Genomic DNA, 23,723 nt, shown 5'->3' on the forward strand with positions numbered 1-23,723 from the left:
CCCGTCAGGTGGCGTGCGAGCCGGTGGCCGCGGCGGGCTGCGGCGCGTCCGGGGCCTCCGGGTCGTCAGGGCTGTCGTCGTCGGCCAGGAAGCCGCCGGACTGATGGCTCCACAGCCGGGCGTAGGGGCCCCCGGCCCGCAGCAGCTCGTTGTGGGTGCCCTGCTCCACGACGCGCCCCCGGTTGAGCACGACCAGCCGGTCCATCCGGACCACGGTGCTCAGCCGGTGGGCCACCACGATCGCCGTGCGGTCCTGCATCAGCCGCCACAGGGCCTCCTGGACCAGGATCTCGCTCTCGGAGTCGAGGGCGCTCGTGGCCTCGTCCAGCAGCAGGATCGGGCTGTCGCGCAGGATGGCGCGGGCCAGCGCGACGCGCTGCCGCTGCCCGCCGGACAGCTTGACGCCGCGCTCGCCGACCAGCGTGTCGAACCCGTCGGGCAGGGTCTCGACGAACTCCGTCACGTGCGCCGCCCGCGCGGCCCGCAGGATCTCGGCCTCGGTGGCGCCCGGCCGGGCGAAGGCGATGTTCTCGCGGATCGTCCGGTGGAACATGGCCGGCTCCTGCGGGACGTACGCGATGAGGCTGCGCAGGTCGGCCTGGCGCAGCCGGGCGATGTCCTGGCCGCCGACGAGGATGCGGCCGCCGTCGACGTCCATGAGGCGCAGCAGCAGCCGGGTGAGCGTGGTCTTGCCGCCGCCGGACTGGCCGACCAGGCCGATCCTGGTGCCGCTGGGGATGTCGAGGTCGAGGTCCTCGAACAGGGGCCGCCCGTCGGAGTAGGCGAAGCGCACCCGCTCGAAGCGGACGCCCGCGTCGGCCGGGCGCAGCGGCTGCGGCTCGGGCGGATCCACCACGGTCGGCGGCTCCAGCAGCAGCTCGGTGAACTGGGCGGCCTCGGTGAGCACGCTCTCGACGCGGCGGTAGATCTGGTTGAACTCGAACATGATGCTGATCGTGTTCGTGTAGTAGGTGAACGTCACCACGATCGCCTCCACGCCCAGCCCGCCGCGCAGCGCCACGGCGAGCAGCAGGCCCACGGCGCTGGTCAGGACCGACAGCGGGGCGACGACGGTGTCGACCCGCAGGTTGCCGTAGTCCCAGGAGCGCAGGGTGGCCCGCTGCTGCTCGGCGAGCCGGACGCGGTGCTCGGTGGCCTCGCGGTCCTCGGCGGCGAACGCGCGGACCGTGTCCATGTTGGACAGCACGTCGGCGACGTGCCCCGACACCAGCACCTTGGCGGCCTCGCGCCGGTCGACCAGCGCCTGGCGGCGGCGGATGAGCGGGGCGACGAGGAGGCCGGTGACCGCGATGAGGCCCACGAGCACCAGGACCAGCAGCGGGTGGTAGCGCCACAGCACGACCGAGGCGAAGCCCAGCGGCACCACCTTGGCCATGATCGAGAAGGTGAGGGTGTCGACGAAGTCCTCGAACCTGGAGGAGAACCCCAGCACCCGCTTGGTCAGGGAGCCGGCGAAGTTGTCGTGGAAGAACGCGGCGTCCTTGGCCAGCAGCTCGTCCATGCCGACGGCGCCGAGCCGCTCGATGCCGCGGGCGTCGGCGCGGTTGAGGAAGTGCAGCCCCACCCGCCACAGCGCCTCGCCCGCCAGCAGCATCGCCGCGAAGCCGAGCACGTAGGGCAGCAGCGCCTGGACGGAGCCGTCCGCGCCGCCGGCCAGCCGCCCGACGAGCCCCGCCACCGCCAGCGGCGCCAGGTAGTACAGGCAGATGTTGCCGGCGGCCGGCAGCGTCAGGGCGGGGATCGCGATCGGCCACTGGCGGCGCAGCTCGCCCCAGTAGAGCCGCAACGCCAGCAGGACGGCCGATTTGCGAGGGGATGGGTGGTCTCCGGAGCCCGTGGGTGATCCGAGCACAGTCATCCGCCCTCCCGAATGCGACGCCGCCTTCGCCATGCTGCCCCAGCGCCCGCGGCGGAGCGAATGGTTTTCCGCCGGGCGGGCGCCGGGGCCGGCCTCACGACCTGCGGGGCCGGCCCGCGCGGGCCGAGGCCAGGACGGCCAGGGCCGCGACGGCCATCCCGGCCGCCAGCCCGTACGCGAGCGGCGTGAAGCCGTCGAAGAGCGCGGCGAGCTGGGGGCCGGCGCTGCCGCCCACGGCGAGGGCGAAGGAGAACAGCGCCAGCGCCGTGCCGCGGGCCTGCCCGGCGCGGGCCGAGATGGCCTCGTTCATGCTGGGCAGGCCGCCGGTGATGGCGGCGACGTACAGGGCCAGCAGGAGCACCAGCGCCGTTCCCGCGGCGCCGGTCCCGCCGATCGCGGCCAGCGCGGCGGCGGCGACGGCCAGGAACGCCGCCGCGCGGGCGGGACCGGACAGGCGGGCCAGCCACGGCATGACCACGGGCACGAGCACGATCACCGGCAGCCCGGACGCGCGCAGCGCGAGCAGCCCGGCGGGCGAGGTGCCACCGTGGATCTGCAGCCCGGTGTAGACGGCCACGAACGCGGCCATCAGCAGGACGGTCGCCAGGTAGCGCAGCGCCAGCACGGGGTCGAGCAGCAGGCCGGGGACGGCGCGGTAGGGCGAGAGCAACGATCCGCCCCGCTCGCGCGGCAGGTCGGGCAGCATGACCGCGCGCACGCCCAGGGCCGCCAGCAGGAACCCGGCCGCCGACAGCAGGAACAACCCCCGCCAGCCGGTCACGTCCACCAGCAGCTGGGCGGCGACCTGCAACACGACCGCCGAGGCGAGGAACGCGGCGGTCACAGCGGCGATCGCGGCCACCCGGCGGCGCGGGTCGAGCCGCTCGGCCACGTACGCCAGCCCCGCGGGCGGGAACATGGCCACGGCCACCCCCTGCACCGCCCGCAACGCCAGCGCCGTCTCCACGTTGGGGCTCACCGCGACCAGCGCGCTCGTCACGGCGGCGAGCGGTAGGCCGATCAGCAGCAGGCGGCGGCGCCCGTAACGGTCGGACAGCGGGCCGAACACCAGGAACCCCACCCCGTAGCCGGCGCCGAACGCCGTCACCAGCCAGGTCAGCGCGCCGGCCGAGGCGTGCCAGCCGGCCGCCATGTCGTGCAGGAGCGGGATCACGATGTAGAGCTGGCCGCTGACCAGCACGGCGGTCAGCACGAAGGCGACGAGCGTGCGGCCGAACGGCGCGTGCTCGGGCCGGGCGTGGGCGGCGGGCCCGGCGGGCCCGGCGGGGCGATTCACGGTGAGTGTCATGATCCGAGACAGTAGCCAACCAACCAGTTGGACGTCAACCGTTCAGTTGGAATCCAACCAACTTGTTGGCTGGGCTATGATGATCCGCATGGCAGCATCAAAGGTCTCGACCGCCGCCACCCGCACCGCGCTGCTGGAGGCCGCCCGCGAGGAGTTCGCCGCGTACGGCGTGGCCGGCGCGCGGGTGGACCGCATCGCCGAGCGCGCCGGCGTCAACAAGGAGCGCATCTACGGCCACTTCGGCAACAAGGAGAAGCTGTTCGACGCGGTCATCAAGGAGGCGCTCGACGACCTGACCGCCCAGATCGCGCTGCCCGGCGCCGACCCCGCCGACTACGTGGCCAGGCTGTCGGACTACTACCACACGCACCCCGACCTGGTGCGGCTGCTGATGTGGGAGGCGCTCAACTACCGGGGGCAGGAGCTGCTGGCCGGGCAGGAGGCGCGCGTGGAGCGGTGCGCGCGCAAGACCGCGTCGCTGGCCGAGGGCATGGGCGAGCAGCCGTCCGCGGCGACGGCGCGGCTGCTGTTCACGCTGACCGGGCTCGCGCTGTTCCCGTCGATGATGCCGCAGCTCGGGCGCATCATCCTGGGGCCGGCGGCCGACGACCACGACGCGCTGCGCGAGCAGCTCGCCGCCTTCGTCACCGCCGCGCTGAAGCCCTCGCCGGGCTCCGGCAAGACGGGCTCGGCGAACACGGGCTCCGGGAACACGGGCGCGGCGCCGGAGCGGTAGGTCCGCCCCGGCGCCGCGATCACGTCCTACCGGTAGGTGATGTCGGAGGAGGAGTAGATGCAGTTGACGCCGTCCGCGCCTTCACCGATCTTGGTGGGCTCGCTGCCCTTCGGCACGCCCTTGTACTTCTCGCAGATCGTGGCGCTGCCGTAGACGGTGATCCGGCTGAAGCGGGCGGTGTCGCCCCAGTTGGTGTTGATCCCGGCCAGCACCTTGGTGGAGCGGGCGGTGACGCCGTTCATGACCACGTGCCGCTGGTAGGAGGTGGAGCAGTTGCCGCACGCCCGGTACAGCTTGCCGGCGTTGTGCACCTGGAAGTTCCTGATGGTGACCGTGCCGGCGCCGTTGTGCTGGAAGACCTTGTCCGAGGCGGACTTGGCGCCGCCGCCGTCCACCAGGTAGGTGGCCGAGGAGCTGGAGCTCAGGAAGGTGGCGGCGTCCTCGCCGACGTCGTTCCACCACACGTTGCGGATGGTGCACGAGCCCAGGCAGTGGATGCCGTCGCCCGCCGGGGCGTCGATGATCACGTTCTGGATCGTGCCGCCGTTGGCCACCTCGAACATCGGGTCCTGGCTCTCGCTCTGGCCGCCGTCGCCGATGCCGTAGTAGCTCTTCATGCCGCCGTCGAAGGTGGTGACCCGCTGCGTCGAGCTGAGCTTGACGCTGCCCGTGGCGGTCGGCCACGCGCCGCTGCCGTCACCGCCGCCGCCCGTCGGGGTGATCGTGGGGGTGGCGGTGGGGGTGGCGGTGGGGGTGGAGGTCGGGGTGGTGGTGGGTTCGCTGCCGGTGGGGCGCAGGGTCCATTGTTTGGTGGTGGCGGAGTCGCAGGAGTTCTGCTGGAGCGGGGCGCCGGTGGTGGTGGCGTTGTCTTTGACGTTGAGGCATTTGCCGCTGTTGGTGTTGGCGATGCGGTAGGTGCCGGCGTTGGTGGTCAGGTGCCAGGTTTGGGAGGTGGCGCCGGTGCAGGTTTCTTGCTGGACGGCTTTGCCGGCGCTGGTGGAGGCGTCGCGGATGCCGGTGCATTTGCCGCTGTGCTGGGCGGTGAGGCGGTAGGCCGAGCCGGTGGCGGTGAGGGTGAAGATCTGGCCGGGGGTCTGGGCGCAGGTGGTCTGGGTCAGTTGCACGCCGTCGCCGGTGGCGGCGCCGGGGACGGCGGCGCACAGGCCGCTGCCGGCGTTGACCAGCTGGTAGGCGCCGTTGGACGGGGCGGCCGAGGCCGGGCTGTCGAGCACGGCCACCAGGCCGCCCGCGGCCAGGGCACCGGCGGCCAGCACGACCGCCAGCCGCCGTCCCGAGGGCTGGTTCTTGCGCACGTGAACTCCGTGTGAGCGTGAGTGGTTCCGGGCGTGCCGGAGCAGGGCCCGGTGGACGGGCGATGATTGGGTAAGCGCTTTCCCAGATGCGGCCCAGTCAAGCACGCCCCGCCCCGAGGGTGAAGATCCCCCTGCGCAACCCCTGCAAGTGCCCGGGCCACGACGCAGCAACCAGTGGACCGCCTGGCGTTCCCCCAGGTCACCGCGCTGCCGCGAGAGCCCCGCCACCCCGCCGCGCCGATGAAAGTTTCATCTCCCGCGCTTTCTCCGGCCGCGGACCACCCTCAGCACCTCGTCCAGTTGCCGGGGCCCCGGCAGGAGACGCAGGCTCTCGCCGATCTCGCCCGTGGCCCACTCCCGGTGCCGCGGCTCGGCCGCCGGATCGAGCAGGATCGCGGCCAGGACGTTCTCCGGGTGCAGGTCGCGGTGACAGAGGACGAGCGTGGCCGGATCGGCCGGGCCGAGGGGCGCGCACAGCTCGGGCAGCGCGGCCAGCACCTCGGCCAGCCGCCCCGTCCAGGGCGGACCCGCCGCCGGAGGCTCCGGCCAGTCGGCGACCGGCGGGACCCGGTCGTACCAGTGGTCGGGCGGGCCGCCGCCCGGCTCCTCGGCGGTGGTGGGCGCGCACCGGTGCAGGCGCGCGAGCAACGCGCCCACCTCCCCCGGCGTGGCCGGTGCCGCGAGCTGGGCCGGTCTCAGGTCCATCCATTCGTACAGCCGCAACCAGGTGCCGTCGGGCGCGGTGAGCAGGTGGCGCCCGTCGCGGTCGGCGTACGAGGCGGGCATGCGCACGCCCGCCCGGGCGGCCAGGCGGGAGAACGCCAGCTCCGCCTCGATGACCGCGCCGGACGGCGGCTCGGCGAAGATCTCCTTGAGCGCGTAGCGGGCTCCCCCGGTCTCCAGGCGCCAGATCCGGCCCAGCGCGCCCCGTGGGCCCGGGGCGGCCGCGATCTCGCCGTGCCAGCCGAACGCCTCCCGCAGGAACGCGACCAGGTCCTCGTCCACGGCGCCGCCTTTCTCAGCGGGATGACCGGTAGGTGTGGGTGCGGCCGTACGGGGTGAAGCCGAGGGAGGTGTAGAGCGGCAGGGCGCCCGGGTGGGCCGGGTGGCCCTGGACGGGGTAGACGATGGCGTGCTCCGCGCCGGCCCGTCGCAGGGCGGCCAGGGCGGCCAGGCAGACCGCCCGGGCCAGGCCCGCCCGGCGGAAGCCCGGCGCGGTGCCGACCGGCTCCAGCTCGCCGACGCGGTGGCGCTCGTCGAGCCAGACGAGGCAGGAGGCGGCGAACTCCCCGTCCGGCCCCTGCGCCACCCAGTCGAGGCCGGGGCGGTAGGGCCAGGCGCGCATGACCGACCGGTAGCTGTCCTCGGTGACCCGGGAGGGGTGCCAGGCGCGCTGGTGGACGGCCGCCCGGCGGGCCGCGTCGCTCTCGTCCTGGATCGGGCGGATGACGAAGCCCTCGGGCAGCGGCGGCGGCGCGGGGAGCGCGGCGAGCGGGCGGCGCAGGTAGTGGTGGAACGGCTCGGAGTCGTCCCTGGCGTAGCCGTGCCGCTCCAGCCCGGCCACGACGTGCTTCTCGTGCTCCAGGACGAGGACCGTCAGCGACTCGCCGGTGGCCGTGGCGCGGGCCCACGCGAGCGCGGCGTCGACCAGCTCGGGCCGCGCCGGGTCGGCCTGCAGGCTCAGGAAGCCGGGCTGCTGGACCCACGCCCAGGCCACGACCCGGCCGTCCTCCTCCCACAACGCGGTCGGCCACTCGACCTCCCTGCCCAGGTGCTGCCGCCGCCCCCAGGCCAGGTCCCCCACGTGGTACTGGCTCGCCCACGACCAGAGCCCGCTCGCGAGCTCCTGCAGGCGGCGGAGGTCATCGGGATGCCGGTACGCGCGCATGTGTGTGGCCATGCGCCCGATCATGCCGTGCGGGGACGCCTCCGGCATCACCTTTACCGGCCAGGAGCCGTGGCGCGCGAGGGTTATAGATTAACCTAACATAGGTTACTTTAATCGTATGTACTCCGACATTGTGATCCTGCGCAGCCTCCTGAGCGAGCCGAAGCACGGCTACGACATCAAGAAGTACGTGGAGCGCGCCACCGGCGGCCTGCTCAACAACAACACGCTCTATCCCCGGCTGCGCAGGTTCGAGCAGCGCGGCGAGATCGAGAAGGTGGCCGAGGAGACCTCTCCCGGCCGGCCGCCACGCACCGTCTACCGGATCACCGGCGAGGGCCGCGCGCGGCTGCTCGCGCTCCTGCGCGACGTCGATCCCGCGAGCTTGGCCAAGGAGGAGGAGTTCCAGGTCAGGGTCGGCCATTTCGACCTGATGGAGGACGCCGACAGGCGCCGGATCATCGAGGCCCGCCGGGCGTTCCTGGAGCACTCGCTGGCGGCCCAGGAGGAGCTCGCCGCCGGAGCCGGGCACCACCCGTGGGGCCTGCGGGTCCTCCGGCTGAACATCGACAAGCACCGCCTGGAGCTGGCCTGGCTGGCCGAGCTGGAGACGGCGGTCGGCCGGGCGGACGAGCAGGCGGGCGGATGACCGCGTCCCCGGCGCCCGCCGGCCAGAAGGTGACCTTACCGATCTCGCTCGGGCTGATCGCCGGCCCGGCCCTGTCCATGGTGGACTCCTCGGCGGTCAACGTCGCCGTCCCTGACCTGGCCGGCGAGCTCGGCCGGCCGATCGGCACCGTCCAGTGGACGATCAGCGGCTACCTGCTCGCCATGGCGCTCGGGCTGGCCCTCACCCCGTTCCTGGCCCGGCGCTTCGGCCTCCTCCCCGCGTACATCGGCGGCCTGGTCCTGTTCGTGATCTCCTCGCTGGCCTGCGCGCTCGCGCCGGGCGCCGGCGCGCTGATCGCGTTCCGGGCGGTGCAGGGACTGGCCGGAGCCCCTCTGGTGCCGCTCGCGGTCGGATTGCTCATCGGGCGCGGCGGAGTGGCCGAAGGAGGGCGGCGCGGCAACGTGCCGATCACGGCGGCGCTCGTCCTCTTCGCCGCCCCCGCCCTCGGCGCCTCGCTCGGCGGGCTGCTGATCGGCGCCTACGGCTGGCGCTCGATCTTCCTCGTCAACCTGCCGGTCGGCCTCGCCGCGCTGCCCGGTGCGCTCGCCGCCCACCGGGCCGGGCTCGGCACGCCGCCCCGCCCCGGCACCCGTCCGGACCTGCCCGGGCTGGCCTTGCTCGCCACCGGCCTCGGCATGGTCACCTACGGCGTGCAGGAGGCCGGCGGGCAGGGCTGGTCCAACCCGTGGTGGCCGGCGGGCCTGGCCCTGCTCGCCTGCTACGTCGCCTGGTGGACCCGCGCCCGCTCCGCCGCGGCGCTCGACCTGGACCTGGTACGCGATCCGGGGCGGGCGCTCACCCTCGGCCTGTGCATGGTCTCCGGCGTCGTGCTGTACGCCGTGCTGTTCCTCGTGCCGCTCTACCTGCAGAGCATCCAGCACCGTCCGGCCGCCGCCGCCGGGCTGGCGCTCCTGCCGCAGGGGCTGGCCATGGGGCTGTCCGCCCCGCTCGGCGAGAAGATCGTCGAACGTTCCTCGGTCCGCGCCGCCGTCGTCGCCGGCATGCTCCTCCTGGCCCTGACGACCGGCGCGATGGCCGCGCTCACCGCCGGTGCGCCGATCTGGCTGACCACGCTGGTGCTGTGCGGGCGTGGGCTCGCGGTCGGTCTCACCAGCCAGCCGCTCGTGCTCGCCCTGCTCGGCGGGCTGGCCCCTGAGCGTGTCCCGGACGGCAACACGCTGTTCAGCGTGGCGCAGCGGCTCGCCGGGTCGTTCGGGATCGCCCTGCTCACCACCTTCTTCGCCGCGCGCGGCACGGCCACCGGTTCGGCGCTCACCGCGTTCCACGAGACGGTGCTGGTTCTGGCCGCCGTGGCCGCCTTGGGCGCGTTCTGCGCGGTATGGCTGCGCCGCGCGGGACCCGCTCCCGGGCCCGCCGCAGCCGAGCGGCGCGCGGCCCCGTGAGCCGGCGGGCGGGAGGCGGGCGAGAGGCGGGCTCGGGCGAAATCGGCCAGCGATCGCAGGGATCAGGACAGGCGGGAGCGGCGTCGTTGCCGCGTGGCCGTGCGCGCCGAAGAGTGGGGGCGGCCGGGCGAGATCCGGCGATCGGGTGAAGGAGAGAGCCTATGCAGGTGCTGGCGAGCATCATCGTGGCCGATCCGGCCGAGGCGGAGGAGGTCGTGCCGCCCGGCGGGCGCGGCGGCCCGGGCCCGGCTCCCACGGGAGCGGAACCGGTGCTGGGGGCGCTGCTGCGGGCCTGGCGGGAGCGGTCCCTGCTGACCCAGGAGGAGGTGGCGGAGCGGGCGGGGCTCAACGTGCGCACCGTCCGCCGGCTGGAGGCGGGCGAGCTGCGGCGCCCGCGCGTCACGTCCGTACGCCTGCTGGCGCGGGCGCTGGACCTGGACGCGGCGGAGCGGGCCGTCCTGGCGGGGGCCGCCGCGGGGAGGCCCGCCGCGCCGCGGGTCATGCTGCTGTACGTAGGACCCCCGGCCGCTGGAGGGCCTGGCGCGGCCAGGGCGGGGCAACGCTGACCGGCCGCGGCGCGGCGTCACAGGAAGGCACCGACCCTGGTGGCGAAGTCCTCCGGGGTGACGATCTCGATGCCCAGGCTCTCGGCCTTGGCCCGCTTGGAGCCGGCCTTCTCCCCCGCCACCAGCAGCGACGTCCTGGGCGACACGCTGGAGGACGCCCTGCCGCCGGCCCGCTCGATCAGCTCGTTGACCTGGTTGCGCGACAGCGCCGCGAGCGGGCCGGTCATCGCGCCGGTCACCACGACCGACATCGAGGCGAGCGGCAGCTCCACGGCCGGGGCCGGAGGCTCGGCGGCGGTCGTCCCGGCGGGTGCGCCGGCGGCGGGCGTCCCGGCGGGTGACCCGGTGGCGGGCGTCCCGGTGGCGGGCGTCCCGGCAGGCGGCTCGGTGGCGGGCGGGACGGCGCCGGGCTCGGTCATGTTCACCCCGGCGGCGACGAGCTTGTCGATGAGCGGGGCGAGCTCGGCCAGCTCGGCCACCACGACCGGCGCCTTCTCCGGCCCCATGCCCTCCACCTGCTGGATCGCCGCGGCGTCGGCCGCGCGGACGGCGTCCATGGTGGCGAAGTGGCGGGCGATGCGCCGGCTCATCGCCCGGCCGGTGCCGCGTACGCCGAGCGCGGCGAACACCCTGCTCAGCGGCCGGTTCCTGGCCGTGTCGAGGGCGGCCAGGAGGTTGTCGGTGCTGGTGGCGCCCATCCGCTCCAGGCCCAGGAGCTGCTCGCGGGTGAGGAAGAACAGGTCGGCGAAGTCGGCGATGAGGCCGGCCTCCAGCATCTGCCTGATGCGGTTCTCGGCCAGGCCCTCGATGTCGAGCTGGTCGCGACCGGCGGCGTAGACGATGGAGGCGATGGCCCGGCAGGCCCGGCCGCGCACGCACCGCCAGCGCTCCTGGGAGGCGTCGATGGCGTCCCCGCAGGACGGGCAGACCTCCGGGACGGGGATCGGCCGCTCCTCGCCGGTGCGCAGGTGCACGAGCGGCGCCTCCACGCGGGGGATCACGTCGCCCGCCTTGTAGACGGTGACGCTGTCGCCGAGCATGAGGCCGCGGCGGGCGATGTCGGCGGGGTTGTGCAGGGTGGCGTAGGTGACGAGGCTGCCGTCCAGCTCGACCGGCTCCAGCACGGCGCGCGGGGCGATGACGCCGGTGCGGCCGGTGTTCCACTCCACGCCGACCAGCTTGGTGATCTTCTGGGTGGCGGGCAGCTTGTAGGCGACGGCCCAGCGCGGGGCGCGCGTGCCGGACCCGGCGTCGGCCTGGTCGGCCGCCAGGTCGCACTTGACGACGATCCCGTCGATGCCGAACGGCAGCTCCGCCCGGAGCCCGGCGATCTCCTCGATGCGCTCGCGCACCCGCTCCAGGTCGCCGGCGACGATCCCGGCGACCGGCGTGCCGGCGGTGGTCCGCACGCCCTGCGCGGCCACCCAGTCCATGACCTGGCTGTGCGGCAGCTCGCGCAGGCGGGTGGCCGGCTCGGAGTCGTCGCCGGGCGGCGGGACGACGGCGTAGCCGAAGAAGGTCAGCTCGCACGCGTACGGCCGTTCCCGCGTCCGCAGCCAGCCCGCGGCGGCGCTGCGCGGGTTGGCGAAGGTGGTGCCGTCGTGCGCCTGCCGGGCGGCGCAGGCCGCCGCGAACTGCTCGGCCGTCATCATGACCTCGCCGCGCAGCTCCACCGTGACAGGGTCGGCGAGCCGGTCCGGCAGGCCGGCCACGCAGCCGATGGAGTGCGAGACGTCCTCGCCCGCCAGCCCGTCGCCCCGCGTGACGAGCTGCGCCAGCCGGCCGCGGCGGTAGCGGGCCGAGATGGCGAGCCCGTCCAGCTTGGGCTCCACGCTCCACGCCGTCACCGGGCGGCCCAGCCGGCGCTCCAGCCCGGCCGCCCAGTCGGCGAGCTGCTGCGGGCCGAACACGTTGTCCAGGCTGAGCATGGGCAGCGTGTGCGGCACGTCGCCGGTGACGGCGCCGCCGGCCACCTTGCCGGTGGGCGAGAACGGCAGCACCTCCTCGGGATGGGTCTCCTCGTACGCCTGGATGCCGCGGACCAGGCGGTCGTAGACGTCGTCGTCGAGGGCGGAGGTGCCGTCGGCGTAGTAGGCGGCGGCCGCGTCGACGGCGCGCCGCACGGCCTCGGCGTAGGCTTCCGCGTCGTCGATGGCGGTGAAGGGGGGTGTCTCGGTCATGACCCCACAATGCCGGATATGACCGACAATTCACCCCCCAGCCGCGTGCCGCCGCTCACGCCCAGGGCGGGGTGACGATCCAGCTCACGTCGTCGCTCCACGAGGTGGCGCTGTCGAAGGCGTTGGAGCCGCCGTTGCTGGCGATGTACAGCGTGTTGTTGTAGTGGCGCAGGTAGCGGGCCGGGTAGTTGGCCGAGGCGAGCGAGGTGCCCTGGCCGTTCCTGCCGGCCTCCGCGCAGAACGTCGCGTCGGCCCTGAACAGCGCGCTGCCGTCGTCGGCGTTGAGGTAGAGCTGGTAGTTGCTGTGCCGCAGGTAGCGGCCCGGGTAGTTCCGCGACTCGAACGACACGCACGAGCTGTTGGACAGGCCGTTGCGCACCACCCAGGTGGCGTCGCTCTTGTCCACCGCGGAGCTGGACGAGGTGATCACCGAGGTGACCGCGTTGTTGTTCTGGTGCCGGATGTAGCGGGTGGTGCAGCAGGCCGTGGTCGCGCGCAGCGAGACCGCCGCGCCCGGGGTGAGCGTCCCGGACGAGCCGCCCGAGTACGGCGCGTACCCGGCGGCGACGATGTTGTCCTGGACCGCGTTCTCGGTGGCGTCGCTCGGATAGCCGGTGGTCATCACGCCCTCGTAGAACGTGCCGGCCGAGCCGTGGCTGTTGTCGCCGCCGATGCCCAGGATGATGGCGCCCTCCTTCTTCATCGGGTTGTAGCCGGCGACGTTCGGCCGGGGCCCGTTGTAGTAGGTGGACAGGCTCCCGGACTGGGCGTTGCCGGCCCTGATGGCCCAGTGGTTGGGCTCGCCCTTGATGATCGCGGTCAGGAAGCGGTGGCTGACGGTCGGGTCGTTGGCGTTGTAGCCCGGGTTCACGCCGGAGAACAGGCCGTTCTCCAGGTCGGCCATGACCCAGGGGCCGTTGCCGGTGCCGTAGCCCCAGACCTTGATGTTGCCGAAGTAGATGGCCTCCATGGTGCCGTTGCCGTTGTCGCGGCTGTTGGTCTCGGCGTTGCCGTAGTCGAAGCAGCAGCCGCCGTTGTAGTGAGTGCCGTCGAAGACGGCGTACATGCCTTCGGGCTGGTCGCCGCGGGCGACGCCGTTGGTGGCGTTGTTGCGGTAGCCGGTGCCGGGGGCGACGTAGACGCCGTAGGCCTTGTGGCCGCCGATCATGGTCGGGGCGAGGGTGGCGTCGGCGAGGTTGTCGTAGCCGCCGGGGGCGGGGCCGGCGAAGCCGCCCGGAGGTGCCTGGGTGAGGCGGTTGTTGCGGCCGGACTGGTCGTAGATGATCGTGATCAGGCAGGTCGTGCCGGCGCAGAAGGAGTCCTGGGCGGCGGCGTCGGCGGTGCCGCCGGCGCTGAGCGGGCCGATGTCGCGGGTGGCGTTGTCGGAGGCGCGGCGCACCTGGTAGAGAGGGCCGCTGTAGGCGCCGTAGAGGGCGCGGGTCGTGCTGTGCGCCGCCACGCACGGGGTGCCGCCTGCGGCGTAGAGGTCGCAGGGTTGCGAGGCCGCGGCCTGCGACGGCGTGGCGCCGGTCAGCAGGGCGGCGGCGAGCGCGACGGCCGCGCCCGCGATGGGGACGGCTTTCCTGACAGACCGGAATCCGGACCGGGTTCTCATGGTCGTCCTCCGCCTTTCCGGGGGTGGCCGCGAATGCCGGGGATCTTCGATACGGGGGGCGCGAGGCGTGCGACGGCACCCGTTCCGGCCTGCGGGTTCGCGGCGGGTAAAAGGGGAATTGTTGATGTTAGCGCTAACATTTTGCTGTACTGTTCAACCTCCCTACCGCTGACTTCTGGGTTGACGGGCTTCACTATGAGTCCGCCGGACAGGTCACGTCAAGGTTTCGGCGCCCGCCCGCGGGCGGATCCGGTCGCCGCACGGCCGTTGACTCGCGGGATGGCTGCGCCTAGCGTTTCTCCCATCGGGGCCAGGAGAAGGAGAGTTCAGGGTGACTGGACCCGGCCCCGAGGCGCCCGCCCCGCCGAACGCGCCCGGCCCTTCGGCCGTGACGCACTCTCCTCTCGCGGGCCGGCGCCGGTCGCGATCGTGCCATCCGGTCCCCGTCAGCACCTGATCCGCAGACTGTGACGAGCCAACGGGAGGTCGCCGATGAGAGTGCGACGGATCCTCGTGGTACACGCCGGTGACAGGCGTCCCGGACCGGCGGGACGGCGCGGGCCGGGTGTTCGCTCGATGCGGGGACACGCCGCTCTCTGACCTGCCGGGCTCCGCCCAGGGACGGCCGTCCGCTCGCGCCGCGTTCGGAGGTTAGCGCTAACAACCCCAGATCAGCGCCCCCGAAGGGAGTTCGTCCATGCCCAGCAGCACCCGCAGCACCGCAACCAGCCCCGCTTCCGCCGTCAGGGTCGTGCTCGTGGCCGTGGTCGCCCTGGCGCTGAGCCTGGTGGCCACGCCCCCGGCGGCCGCCGCCGCGCGGGACGCCCAGGCGGCCACCGGCCGGCCGGGCATCACCAAGAAACACTTCGGCACGCTGGCCGGCGGGCAGAAGGTGGACATCTACACGCTGCGCAACGCGCGCGGCATGCGGGTGAGAATCCTCACCTACGGCGGCATCATCCAGTCGATCGAGGTGCCCGACAGCCGCGGCAGGCTCGCCAACGTCACGCTCGGCTTCGACAACCTGTCCGACTACGTCAAGCGGAGCCCGTACTTCGGCGCCATCATCGGCCGCTACGCCAACCGCATCGCCAAGGGCCGCTTCACCCTCGACGGCCGGACGTACCGGCTGGCCACCAACGACGGCCCCAACGCCCTGCACGGCGGGAACAAGGGCTTCGACAAGCGGGTGTGGGCGGCCAGCCCGTTCCAGCGGCGCGGCGGCGTGGGCCTCGTGCTCACCTACACCAGCCGCGCCGGCGAGGAGCACTACCCGGGGACGCTGCGCGCCAGGGTCGTCTACACGCTGACCGACCGCAACGAGATCCGGATGGACTACCGCGCCACCACCACCAGGCCCACGGTCGTCAACCTCACCAACCACGCCTACTTCAACCTGCGCGGCGAGGGCAACGGCACGATCCTCGGCCACCGCCTCCAGATCAACGCCTCCCGCTACACGCCGATCGACAAGACGCTCATCCCCACCGGCAAGATCGCCCGCCTGGCCGGGACACCGCTGGACTTCCGCCGGCCCACCGCCGTCGGCGCCCGCGTCAACAGCAAGAACCAGCAGATCCGGTACGGCGGCGGCTACGACCACAACTACGTCCTCGACAGCCGCGGCCGGGGCCTCAGCCTGGCGGCCAAGGTCGTCGAGCCGGACAGCGGGCGGGTGCTGGAGGTCGTCACCGACCAGCCCGGCCTGCAGTTCTACTCGGGCAACTTCCTCGACGGCACGCTGCGCGGCACCGGCGGCCACCTCTACCCGAAGCGTTCCGGCTTCTGCCTGGAGTCCCAGCACTTCCCGGACTCCCCCAACCACGCCACCTTCCCCTCGACCGTCCTGCGGCCGGGTGAGGTGTACCGGACCACCACGCTCTACGCCTTCTCCACGGAGTGACACCCTCGCGCCACGCCCACCTCCGTCCCCGCGGATCCCCCGAGGGAGGATCATGAAAGACATCCATCCGAAGGTCGAGGAGGCCCTCGACACGCTCAACCTCAACCGGGTCGCGCGGCGCCGCCTGCTGACCGGCGCGGGGCTGGCCAGCGCCTCGGCCGCCGCGGCCGCGCTGCTCAGCGCGTGCAGCGGGAACTCCGGGGGGAGCACGCCCGCCGCCTCGGGCGGCACCGCGGCGGCGGGCGGCGCCGGAGCCGGCGACTTCCCGGCCACGCCCAAGTGGAAGTTCGTCTTCGTCTGCCACGTCACCACCAACCCGTTCTTCACCCCCACCCAGTACGGCGCCCAGGACGCGTGCGCGCTGCTCGGCGCCACGTTCCAGTGGACCGGGTCCAAGGACTCGATCGTGGCCGAGATGGTCAACGCCACCAACAGCGCCATCTCCGGCAAGGCCGACGGGCTGGCGGTGGCGGTCGTGGACAAGTCCGCCTTCAAGGGGCCGATCGACCGGGCGCTGGACGCGGGCATCCCGGTGGTGTCGTACAACGCCGACGGGGCCCGCGAGGACAAGGGCTCCAGCCGGCTGGCCTACGTCGGCCAGGGGCTGTACGAGTCGGGGTACGCCCTCGGGCAGCGGGCCCTGCAACAGGTGGACTCCGGCGAGGTCGTCGGGTTCATCGCCACTCCGGGCGCGCTGAACATCCAGCCGCGCATCGACGGCGCCGCGCAGGCGTTCAAGGACTCCGGCAAGGCGATCAAGTTCAGCTCGGTCGGCACGAACGCCGACGTCACCAAGGGCCTGTCGATCATCGACGCGTACGCCCAGGGCCACCCCGGCCTGGCCGGGATGCTCGCCGTGGACGCCGGCTCCACGCAGGCCGTGGGGCAGATCGCCAGGAAGTACAACCTGCGCTCCAAGGGGCTGAAGGTGGCCGGCGGCTTCGACCTGGTGCCGGAGACGCTGGCGGGCATCAAGAACGGCGACCTCGACTACACCATCGACCAGCAGCCGTACCTGCAGGGCTTCCTGCCGGTCGTCTACCTCTACCTGTACAAGCTCAGCGGCGGGCTGCTGTTCCCCTCGGAGACCAACACCGGCCTGCTGTTCGTGACGAAGGACAACGTGGGGCCGTACCAGACCACCAAGACCCGCTTCGAGGGCTCCGACACCGCCCAGAAGCTGATCGAGCGGTCCGGGCCCATCGCCCACGCCACGTAACCGGCCGTCCGTACGGCTCGCGCCCCGCGTGCGGCGCGGGCCGTACTCACGAGTGAGGAGGGGCCACGTGCCCGACATCGGCGATGACCTGCGCGAGCAGCCCGCGGCCGCGGACCCGGCCGGGCCGCCCGCGCCGGAGGGCGGGGCGGCGCGCGGCGGGGGCGGCGTCCTGCGGCGCGTCAGGGACGAGTTCCTGCGCCGGCGCGAGGCGAGCGTGCTGGTCGTGGCGCTGGCGCTGGGGGCCTACTTCGCCTCGGCGTCGGAGGCGTTCCTGACCCGCGACAACATGGTCAACATCACCCAGGCGGCGGCGCCGGGCGCCATCGTGGCGTGCGGGATCGTGCTGCTGCTGGTCAGCGGCGAGATCGACCTGTCGGTGGGGGTGGTGGCGGCGCTGGCGCCGTTCATGATGCACTACGCGATCGACTTCTGGGGGGTCCCGGCGGTCCCGGCGATCCTGCTGGCGCTGCTGACCGGCACCCTCATCGGGCTCGGCAACGGGCTGGTCACGGTGGTGCTGAAGGTGCCCTCGTTCGTCACCACGCTGGGCACCTTCTACCTGGTGACCGGGATCGTGCTGACCACGTCGGGCGCCTATCCCGCGGAGGTGCCCGCGCCGGTGGACAACGCGATCGGCCAGTGGCTGGGGGCGGCGTCCTGGGCGCATCTCGGCTGGGCGCTGGTGATCGTGGCGTTCTTCCACGTGTTGTTCACGCGGACGCGGTGGGGGCTGCACACGATCGCGGTGGGCGGGAACCTGCTGGGGGCGCAGGAGGCGGGGGTGCGGACCGGTCGCATCAAGATCGGAAATTTCATGATCGCGGGTACTCTGGGGGCGTTCGCCGGCCTGATGGAGGCGTTCCGGGTGCACACGATCGACCCCAACCTCGGCGGCGGCACCGGCCTGATGTTCACCGCCGTCTCGGCGGCGGTCATCGGCGGCACGGCCCTGGCCGGCGGCTCCGGCACGATCGTGGGCGGCGCGCTCGGCGCGCTGGTGCTGGCCGAGCTGCAGGACGGCTTCAACCTCATCGGCATCTCCGCCAACCCGTACTTCGTGATCCTCGGCGGCGCGATCCTGCTCGCGATGATCGCCAACGTCTACCTGAGCCGGCTGAGAAGGGCGGGCAGGACGAGATGACCTCTCCGGACACCGGCGGCCCCCGCGTGGACGACGTCCTGCGCGTGGAGCACATCAGCAAGCAGTTCGGCACGGTGACCGCGCTGCGCGACGTCAACCTCCGGCTGGCCAGGGGCGAGGTGCTCGGGCTCATCGGCGACAACGGCGCCGGCAAGTCCACCCTCATGAAGATCATCTGCGGCTTCCACCAGCCCGACGGCGGCCGCATCCTGCTCGACGGCGCCGAGGTGACCCTCAGGTCCGTCGAGCACGCCCGCTCGCTCGGCATCGACACCGTCTACCAGGACCTGGCGCTGATCAACGAGCTCAGCGTCTACCACAACATGTTCCTCAACCGGGAGCCGGTGATCCTCGGCTGCCTGCTGGACAACCGCAAGATGCGCCGGCTGGCCCGCTCGTACCTGGACGACATGGGCGTCGGCATCCCGTCGGTGGACGTGGAGGTGGCCAAGCTGTCCGGCGGCCAGCGCCAGGCCATCGCCGTGGCCCGCTCGGTCTACTCCCGCTCGAAGATCCTCCTGCTGGACGAGCCGCTGGCCGCGATGGGCGCGAAGGAGGGGGTGCAGATCCTCGACCTGGTACGCGACCTGAAGGCCCGCGGCGAGGTCTCCATCGTGATCATCGCGCACAACTACGCCCAGGTCCTGGAGGTCTGCGACCGGGTCAACCTCCTCCAGCACGGCAGCATCACCTACGACCGGCCGACGGCGCGGACGTCGCTGGAGGAGCTCACCGATCTGGTCGTGGCGGAGTACCGCAACGCCCGCGCCCGCCGTCCCGGCTGAGGGCGGCCAGCTCGCCGAGGGTGACCGGGGCGGCGGGGGTGCGGGCGGCCAGCGGGCGCAGGTCGCCGGCCGTGGGCTCCCGGCCGGCCAGGCACGCCGCGATCCCGGCGGTCGCGAAGCCGCACACCCGGCCCTGGCACCAGCCCATGCCGGGCCTGGCCAGCATCTTCAGCGTGCGCGGGTCCTCGGCGCCCAGCTCGTCGTGCGCCTCGCGCAACTCGCCGTAGGAGACCTCCTCGCACCGGCAGACCAGCGTCTCGTCCCGCAGCCAGCCGGTCCACGCGCGGGGCACGGGGTGGGCGCGGTGCATGGCGGCGGCGAAGCGGCGGCCCCGGACGATCGCCCGCCGCAGCCGGACCATCAGCGCCGGGTCCACGGGGCGGCCCAGCGAGCGGGCCAGGGCCAGGGCGCCGAGCCGGCCCTCCTGCGTCGCGAGGGCGGCGCCGCCCACGCCGGTCGCCTCGCCGGCCACGTACAGGCCGGGCACGCTGCTGCGCTGGAGGGGGTCCACGGAGACCACGAGGGAGCCGTCCACGTCCTGGTGGGTGACCGCGCCGAGCATGAGCGGCAGCTCCAGCGAGGGGGTGAAGCCCCAGCCGAGGGCGACCAGGTCGGCGCGGACCTCCCGGACCGGCCCGCACGGGCGGCCGTCCCGGTCCACGCGGGTGAGCCGGACCGCCTCGACCCGGTCCACGCCGAGGATCTCGCTGACCACGGTCCTGGTCCGGTACGGGATGCGGTGGCGGGCCATCAGCGCCGCGTACCGCAACGCCTCGGCGCCCTTGGCGGGGACCGCCGCCGCGCCCAGCGGGTCGCGCAGCCAGCCGAGCGTGGCGTTGGCCTCGGCCACGGCCGCCACGCGGGTGCCGGCGCGGGCCAGGCCGGTGGCGACCGGCAGCAGGAACGGCCCGGTGCCGGCGACGACGGCGCGCCGGCCGGGCGCGGTGCGGTGGCCCTTGAGCAGGGCCTGCGCGCCGCCCGCGGTCATCACGCCGGGCAGGTCCCAGCCGGGGACGGGGAGCTGCCGGTCGTAACCGCCGGGGCACAGGACGAGCGCGTCCGCGGTGACGACCGGACCGGCCTCGCCCGGCGGCGGGCTCGCGGTGGCGCCGGACGGGGTGGTGCGCAGGGTGAAGGCGCCGTCGTCGCCGCGGGTGACGAGCCAGACCTGCAGGCCGGGCAGGTAGCGGACCAGACCGGCGGCGGACAGGGCACGCAGCCGGTCGCGCAACCCGGCGAACGCGCCCCACCCGTGGTGCCCGGCCCGGTCTGTGGCCCGGTCTGTGGCCCGGTCGGTGGCCCGGTCGGTGGCCCGGTCGGTGGCCCGGTCGGTGGCGCGGTCGGTGGCGCGGTCGGGCGGGTGGGTGTGCCGTTCGTCGTAGTGGCGCCAGTACTGGCCGCCGGGCTGGGCGGCGCCGTCCACGAGGACGACGCGCAGGCCGGACTCGGCGGCCTGGACGGCGGCGGCCAGCCCGGCCGGGCCGGCGCCGACCACGGCGACGTCATGCGGACGCGGCATGCCCACCTCCAGGCTCGCCCTCGGCACCGGGGACGGGCGCATCGAGGACGAGAGCACCGGGGACGGGCGCATCGGGGACGGGGGCGCCGGGGACGGGCGCGTCGGGGGCGTCGCCGAGGCGGAGGCCGTCGGCGGCCGGGACCAGGCAGGCCCGGCGGTCCGGAACCCCGTCGATGGTGATGAGGCAGTCGAAGCAGACGCCGATGCCGCAGAACAGGCCGCGTGGCCGGCCGCCCTTGCGGGTGGTGCGCCAGTCGCGCACTCCCGCCGCGGTCAGCGCGGCGCCGACGCTCTGGCCGGGCTCGGCCGGCACGGTCGTGCCGCGGAAGGTCATGCGGTAGGTCGTGCGGCCGAGCGCACGGCCGGTCGCACGGCCGGTCACGCGGCCGGTCACGCGGCCGGTCACGCGGTCGGTCACGCGGTCGCTCACTGGGGCACCTCCTCGGTCTCCGGGAAACGTTCGGGCGCGAACGGCTTGAGGTCGAGGTCGGGCCGCCCGCCGGTGAGGGCCTGCGCGATGAGCTTGCCGGTGCCGGCGGACAGGCCGATGCCGGCGCCCTCGTGCCCGCAGGCGTGCCACAGGCCGGGCGCCCGCGGGTCGGGCCCGATGACCGGCAGGTGGTCGGGGCAGTAGGGACGGAACCCCAGATAGGTACGCATGACGCGGACGTCGCGCAACATCGGGAACAGCGCGATCGCCTTGGCCGCCAGCGCGCCGATCGCCTCGGTGGACACCGTACGGTCGAAGCCGACCCGCTCGCGCGAGGCGCCGATGAGGATGGTGCCGCCGCCGGTGCCCTCGACGACGGGCGAGGTCTGGAGGGCGGCGTCGGAGCTGGCGACGTCGCCGACGTACTCGGCGGCGTACACCTTGTGCCGGATCGTACGCGCCGGCATGGGCTGGGTGACCAGCACGAACCCGCGCCGCGGCAGCACCGGGACGTGCACCCCGGCCAGCGCGGCCACGCCGCCCGCCCAGGTGCCGGCGGCGTTGAGCACGGCGCCCGCGGGGATGTCGCCGCGCGTGGTGCGCACGCCGGTGACCCGGTCGCCGTCGCGCAGGAAGCCCGTCACCTCGGTGCCGGTACGCACCCGCGTCCCGAGCCGCCGGGCCAGGCGGAGCAGGTGGGCGACCACCAGCATCGGCTGGACCTGGGCGTCCTGCGGGTAGAAGGCGGCTCCGTGCAGCTCGGGCGACAGGTGCGGCTCGTGGTCGCGCAGCTCGTCCCGGGCGACGTCGCGGGCCTCGACGCCGTGGCGGCGCTGGTGGACGGCCAGCTCGCGCAGCGCCGCGAGGCTCGCCGGCGACCCGGCGACGACCAGGCCGCCCTTGGACTCGAACTCCCACAGCCCGGCGTGCTCGGCCAGGTCCTCACGCCACACCCGCTGCGCGTACAGGGCCAGGTCGAGCTCGGGTCCCGCCTCCTTGTCGGAGACGAGCAGGTTGCCCTCGCCGGCGCTGGAGGTGCCGCCGGCGATCGCGCCGCGCTCGGCGACGACCACCCGCAGCCCGGCCAGCGACGCGAAGTAGGCGGCGGCGGCGCCGACCACGCCCGCGCCGATCACCACCAGGTCGGCGCTCACGCCCGCCCCCGGCTCGCGCCCGCCCGCGGGACGGCCTCGCGGGCGGGGGCAGGCCAGACGCGGCACAAAGCAGGACGGAACTGGACATTCACGACGTCCATTATCGCCAGCTCCCGCACCACCCGTCCCGGACGCGTGCGTCCCCTCGCCGGGGTGTTCCTCCGGCGAGGGGACGGGAGACGGGGGTTACGGGGTGACCGGGGTGCCGCCGAAGGTGACGACCAGCCGGCCGTCCGAGGCGAACGACCAGCTCAGGGCACCGGTGTAGGAGGAGCACCGGGACCCGTTCGAGCCGGTCCAGAACTGGTTGGAGCTGTCGGCGTTACCGACGATCTTGTCGTTGGACCCGCTGCCGCTGCGGCAGGAGACGTTGCCGCGGAAGACCGAGGTGCCGCCGTCGAAGGAGAAGTTGCGCTCGGCGTTGTCGATGCTGACGTTGTCGGTGATCGTCATCGTGCCGAGGTTGCGGTTGTAGGTGAACCCGTGCTTGCCGTTGTGGTAGGCGATGTTGCGGCGGATGACGTGGTTGACCGGGATGTCCTCGCCGCCGAGCTTGAAGCCGTTGCGGTCGCCGTTGCCGGCCTGGCTGCCGTCGCTCAGGGTGCCGTTGTTGTAGGACAGCGAGTCCTCGATGGTCACCGCGCCGATGGGGCCGGTTTCGGTCTTGGTGTAGAGGTCCCAGCCGTCGTCGATGTTGTTGCGGGACACCGCGTAGCGGAAGACGTTGCCGGAGCCGACGGTGAGCTTGGCGGCGAAGCCGTCGGCGTCCTCGCCGTCGGAGTCGGCGTTGTCGTGCGACAGGACGCTCAGCATGAGGTTGCCGGCCGGCCACTGCTCCTTCGGCGTGTCGGAGGCGATCCGCGAGAGCTGCAGGCCGGTGTCCCGGTTGAACCGCGTCACCGTGCGCTCGATGATGTTGTTGCTGCCGCCGACGAAGATGCCGTTGTCACCGGCGCGCTCGACGACGATGCCGTACACGTGCCAGTACGACCCGTTGACGGCCAGGCCGCGGTTGGCCGGATCCTCGCTCTGGGCGGAGAAGTTCAGGATCGGGGTCTCGCCCGGGTAGGCGGCCAGCTTCTTGCGGGCGCTGGAGGTGCCGTTGTTGCCGGGGGCGATGGTGACGGTCTGCGAGAAGGCGTACGTCCCGCCGCGCAGGTAGATCGTGCCGCCGGCGGCGACGCGGGTGATCGCCGAGGTGAGGGTGGTCGGGTCCGACTGCGTCCCGGCCGCGCCGTCCCGGCCGTTGGGTGCCACGTACAGGGTGCCGCTCGGCGGGGTCGGCGTGCCGCCGTCCGTCGGGGTGATCGTGGGGGTGGCGGTGGGAGTGGAGGTCGGGGTGGTGGTGGGTTCGCTGCCGGTGGGGCGCAGGGCCCATTGTTTGGTGGTGGCGGAGTCGCAGGAGTTCTGCTGGAGCGGGGCGCCGGTGGTGGTGGCGTTGTCTTTGACGTTGAGGCATTTGCCGCTGTTGGTGTTGGCGATGCGGTAGGTGCCGGCGTTGGTGGTCAGGTGCCAGGTTTGGGAGGTGGCGCCGGTGCAGGTTTCTTGCTGGACGGCTTTGCCGGCGCTGGTGGAGGCGTCGCGGATGCCGGTGCATTTGCCGCTGTGCTGGGCGGTGAGGCGGTAGGCCGAGCCGGTGGCGGTGAGGGTGAAGATCTGGCCGGGGGTCTGGGCGCAGGTGGTCTGGGTCAGTTGCACGCCGTCGCCGGTGGCGGCGCCGGGGACGGCGGCGCACAGGCCGCTGCCGGCGTTGACCAGCTGGTAGGCGCCGTTGGACGGGGCGGCCGAGGCCGGGCTGTCGAGCACGGCCACCAGGCCGCCCGCGGCCAGGGCACCGGCGGCCAGCACGACCGCCAGCCGCCGTCCCGAGGGCTGGTTCTTGCGCACGTTCAGCTCCATTCGTTCCGTTCCAGGGCATGGCGAAGCAGAGCTTCGGGGGGTGAAGGAGGGCGATGGTCCGCCGACGCGCGTCGGCGGGTCTCTGGGAATCCGATACCAACCGGTTGCAGCCAC

At 73.5% G+C, this 23,723-nt stretch carries 19 protein-coding genes; 8 read left to right on the forward strand and 11 right to left on the reverse strand.

The window, feature by feature from the left end; genetic code table 11:
* Positions 1 to 4 precede the first annotated feature (4 nt).
* Complete coding sequence (locus AB0H75_RS30725) at positions 5 to 1,879, reverse strand: ABC transporter ATP-binding protein (RefSeq protein ID WP_367802269.1); 1,875 nt, start codon at positions 1,877 to 1,879, stop codon at positions 5 to 7.
* Between the two features lie 94 nt (positions 1,880 to 1,973).
* Entirely contained in the window at positions 1,974 to 3,188 is a 1,215-nt protein-coding gene (locus AB0H75_RS30730) for an MFS transporter (protein WP_367802271.1), read from the reverse strand.
* A gap of 88 nt (positions 3,189 to 3,276) precedes the next feature.
* Between AB0H75_RS30730 and AB0H75_RS30735 the strand changes: the two genes are divergently transcribed.
* Entirely contained in the window at positions 3,277 to 3,924 is a 648-nt protein-coding gene (locus AB0H75_RS30735; protein ID WP_367802273.1) for a TetR family transcriptional regulator, read from the forward strand.
* 26 nt (positions 3,925 to 3,950) lie between these two features.
* Here the strand turns inward: AB0H75_RS30735 and AB0H75_RS30740 are convergent, their stop codons facing one another.
* The 3 genes from AB0H75_RS30740 to AB0H75_RS30750 all read right to left on the reverse strand — a co-directional run bounded on the left by AB0H75_RS30740 (position 3,951) and on the right by AB0H75_RS30750 (position 7,137).
* The gene (locus AB0H75_RS30740; protein WP_367802275.1) at positions 3,951 to 5,237 is read right to left on the reverse strand and encodes a pectate lyase; all 1,287 of its coding nucleotides are present in this window, start codon (positions 5,235 to 5,237) and stop codon (positions 3,951 to 3,953) included.
* Positions 5,238 to 5,486: 249 nt separating this feature from the next.
* On the reverse strand, positions 5,487 to 6,242 hold the full coding sequence (locus AB0H75_RS30745; protein ID WP_367802277.1) for a phosphotransferase enzyme family protein: 756 nt from the start codon (positions 6,240 to 6,242) through the stop codon (positions 5,487 to 5,489).
* 13 nt (positions 6,243 to 6,255) lie between these two features.
* Complete coding sequence (locus tag AB0H75_RS30750) at positions 6,256 to 7,137, reverse strand: GNAT family N-acetyltransferase (RefSeq protein WP_367802279.1); 882 nt, start codon at positions 7,135 to 7,137, stop codon at positions 6,256 to 6,258.
* 106 nt (positions 7,138 to 7,243) lie between these two features.
* Between AB0H75_RS30750 and AB0H75_RS30755 the strand changes: the two genes are divergently transcribed.
* The 3 genes from AB0H75_RS30755 (at position 7,244) to AB0H75_RS30765 (ending at position 9,764) form a co-directional block, all read left to right on the forward strand.
* Positions 7,244 to 7,774, forward strand: a complete 531-nt coding sequence (locus tag AB0H75_RS30755; protein ID WP_367802281.1) for a PadR family transcriptional regulator — start codon at positions 7,244 to 7,246, stop codon at positions 7,772 to 7,774.
* Positions 7,771 to 9,198, forward strand: coding sequence for a DHA2 family efflux MFS transporter permease subunit (locus tag AB0H75_RS30760; protein ID WP_367802283.1), 1,428 nt, complete (start codon positions 7,771 to 7,773; stop codon positions 9,196 to 9,198). Before AB0H75_RS30755 ends, AB0H75_RS30760 begins: the two co-directional genes overlap by 4 nt.
* A 161-nt stretch (positions 9,199 to 9,359) precedes the next feature.
* Positions 9,360 to 9,764: a helix-turn-helix domain-containing protein gene (locus AB0H75_RS30765; protein ID WP_367802285.1), complete on the forward strand. Its 405-nt coding sequence runs from the start codon at positions 9,360 to 9,362 to the stop codon at positions 9,762 to 9,764.
* Between the two features lie 17 nt (positions 9,765 to 9,781).
* On the opposite strand, the gene ligA is transcribed toward AB0H75_RS30765, so the two are convergent.
* Entirely contained in the window at positions 9,782 to 11,944 is a 2,163-nt protein-coding gene (ligA, locus tag AB0H75_RS30770; RefSeq protein WP_367802287.1) for an NAD-dependent DNA ligase LigA, read from the reverse strand.
* Positions 11,945 to 11,999: 55 nt separating this feature from the next.
* Positions 12,000 to 13,559 (reverse strand): alpha-L-arabinofuranosidase B, encoded by a 1,560-nt coding sequence (locus AB0H75_RS30775; RefSeq protein ID WP_367802289.1) that lies wholly within the window; start codon positions 13,557 to 13,559, stop codon positions 12,000 to 12,002.
* Between the two features lie 697 nt (positions 13,560 to 14,256).
* Between AB0H75_RS30775 and AB0H75_RS30780 the strand changes: the two genes are divergently transcribed.
* The 4 genes from AB0H75_RS30780 to AB0H75_RS30795 all read left to right on the forward strand — a co-directional run bounded on the left by AB0H75_RS30780 (position 14,257) and on the right by AB0H75_RS30795 (position 18,607).
* Positions 14,257 to 15,462, forward strand: a complete 1,206-nt coding sequence (locus AB0H75_RS30780) for an aldose epimerase family protein (protein WP_367802291.1) — start codon at positions 14,257 to 14,259, stop codon at positions 15,460 to 15,462.
* 52 nt (positions 15,463 to 15,514) lie between these two features.
* Positions 15,515 to 16,681, forward strand: a complete 1,167-nt coding sequence (locus AB0H75_RS30785) for a sugar ABC transporter substrate-binding protein (RefSeq protein ID WP_367802293.1) — start codon at positions 15,515 to 15,517, stop codon at positions 16,679 to 16,681.
* Between the two features lie 67 nt (positions 16,682 to 16,748).
* Positions 16,749 to 17,822, forward strand: coding sequence for an ABC transporter permease (locus tag AB0H75_RS30790; RefSeq protein ID WP_367802295.1), 1,074 nt, complete (start codon positions 16,749 to 16,751; stop codon positions 17,820 to 17,822).
* Positions 17,819 to 18,607, forward strand: a complete 789-nt coding sequence (locus AB0H75_RS30795; RefSeq protein ID WP_367802297.1) for an ATP-binding cassette domain-containing protein — start codon at positions 17,819 to 17,821, stop codon at positions 18,605 to 18,607. Before AB0H75_RS30790 ends, AB0H75_RS30795 begins: the two co-directional genes overlap by 4 nt.
* On the opposite strand, the gene AB0H75_RS30800 is transcribed toward AB0H75_RS30795, so the two are convergent.
* From AB0H75_RS30800 to AB0H75_RS30815, 4 genes are all read right to left on the reverse strand, one after another.
* Positions 18,552 to 20,126, reverse strand: a complete 1,575-nt coding sequence (locus AB0H75_RS30800) for an NAD(P)/FAD-dependent oxidoreductase (RefSeq protein WP_367802298.1) — start codon at positions 20,124 to 20,126, stop codon at positions 18,552 to 18,554. The two genes, AB0H75_RS30795 and AB0H75_RS30800, sit on opposite strands and share 56 nt — an antisense overlap.
* Positions 20,110 to 20,556: a (2Fe-2S)-binding protein gene (locus AB0H75_RS30805; protein ID WP_367802300.1), complete on the reverse strand. Its 447-nt coding sequence runs from the start codon at positions 20,554 to 20,556 to the stop codon at positions 20,110 to 20,112. Before AB0H75_RS30805 ends, AB0H75_RS30800 begins: the two co-directional genes overlap by 17 nt.
* Positions 20,553 to 21,710, reverse strand: coding sequence for an NAD(P)/FAD-dependent oxidoreductase (locus AB0H75_RS30810; RefSeq protein WP_367802302.1), 1,158 nt, complete (start codon positions 21,708 to 21,710; stop codon positions 20,553 to 20,555). The genes AB0H75_RS30805 and AB0H75_RS30810 overlap by 4 nt, the downstream gene beginning before the upstream one ends.
* Positions 21,711 to 21,896: 186 nt before the next feature.
* On the reverse strand, positions 21,897 to 23,597 hold the full coding sequence (locus AB0H75_RS30815) for an RICIN domain-containing protein (protein WP_367802304.1): 1,701 nt from the start codon (positions 23,595 to 23,597) through the stop codon (positions 21,897 to 21,899).
* Positions 23,598 to 23,723 lie beyond the last annotated feature (126 nt).

The organism is Nonomuraea sp. NPDC050783, from assembly GCF_040802095.1.
Lineage (GTDB): Bacteria > Actinomycetota > Actinomycetes > Streptosporangiales > Streptosporangiaceae > Nonomuraea.

Excerpts from the sequence above, each read along its gene's own strand:
- AB0H75_RS30725 (WP_367802269.1), bottom strand. The coding sequence starts at position 1,879 with ATGACTGTGCTCGGATCACCCACGGGCTCCGGAGACCACCCATCCCCT.
- AB0H75_RS30730 (WP_367802271.1), bottom strand. The coding sequence starts at position 3,188 with ATGACACTCACCGTGAATCGCCCCGCCGGGCCCGCCGGGCCCGCCGCC.
- AB0H75_RS30735 (WP_367802273.1), top strand. The coding sequence starts at position 3,277 with ATGGCAGCATCAAAGGTCTCGACCGCCGCCACCCGCACCGCGCTGCTG.
- AB0H75_RS30750 (WP_367802279.1), bottom strand. The coding sequence starts at position 7,137 with ATGGCCACACACATGCGCGCGTACCGGCATCCCGATGACCTCCGCCGC.
- AB0H75_RS30755 (WP_367802281.1), top strand. The coding sequence starts at position 7,244 with ATGTACTCCGACATTGTGATCCTGCGCAGCCTCCTGAGCGAGCCGAAG.
- AB0H75_RS30760 (WP_367802283.1), top strand. The coding sequence starts at position 7,771 with ATGACCGCGTCCCCGGCGCCCGCCGGCCAGAAGGTGACCTTACCGATC.
- AB0H75_RS30765 (WP_367802285.1), top strand. The coding sequence starts at position 9,360 with ATGCAGGTGCTGGCGAGCATCATCGTGGCCGATCCGGCCGAGGCGGAG.
- ligA (WP_367802287.1), bottom strand. The coding sequence starts at position 11,944 with ATGACCGAGACACCCCCCTTCACCGCCATCGACGACGCGGAAGCCTAC.
- AB0H75_RS30775 (WP_367802289.1), bottom strand. The coding sequence starts at position 13,559 with ATGAGAACCCGGTCCGGATTCCGGTCTGTCAGGAAAGCCGTCCCCATC.
- AB0H75_RS30780 (WP_367802291.1), top strand. The coding sequence starts at position 14,257 with ATGCCCAGCAGCACCCGCAGCACCGCAACCAGCCCCGCTTCCGCCGTC.
- AB0H75_RS30785 (WP_367802293.1), top strand. The coding sequence starts at position 15,515 with ATGAAAGACATCCATCCGAAGGTCGAGGAGGCCCTCGACACGCTCAAC.
- AB0H75_RS30795 (WP_367802297.1), top strand. The coding sequence starts at position 17,819 with ATGACCTCTCCGGACACCGGCGGCCCCCGCGTGGACGACGTCCTGCGC.
- AB0H75_RS30800 (WP_367802298.1), bottom strand. The coding sequence starts at position 20,126 with ATGCCGCGTCCGCATGACGTCGCCGTGGTCGGCGCCGGCCCGGCCGGG.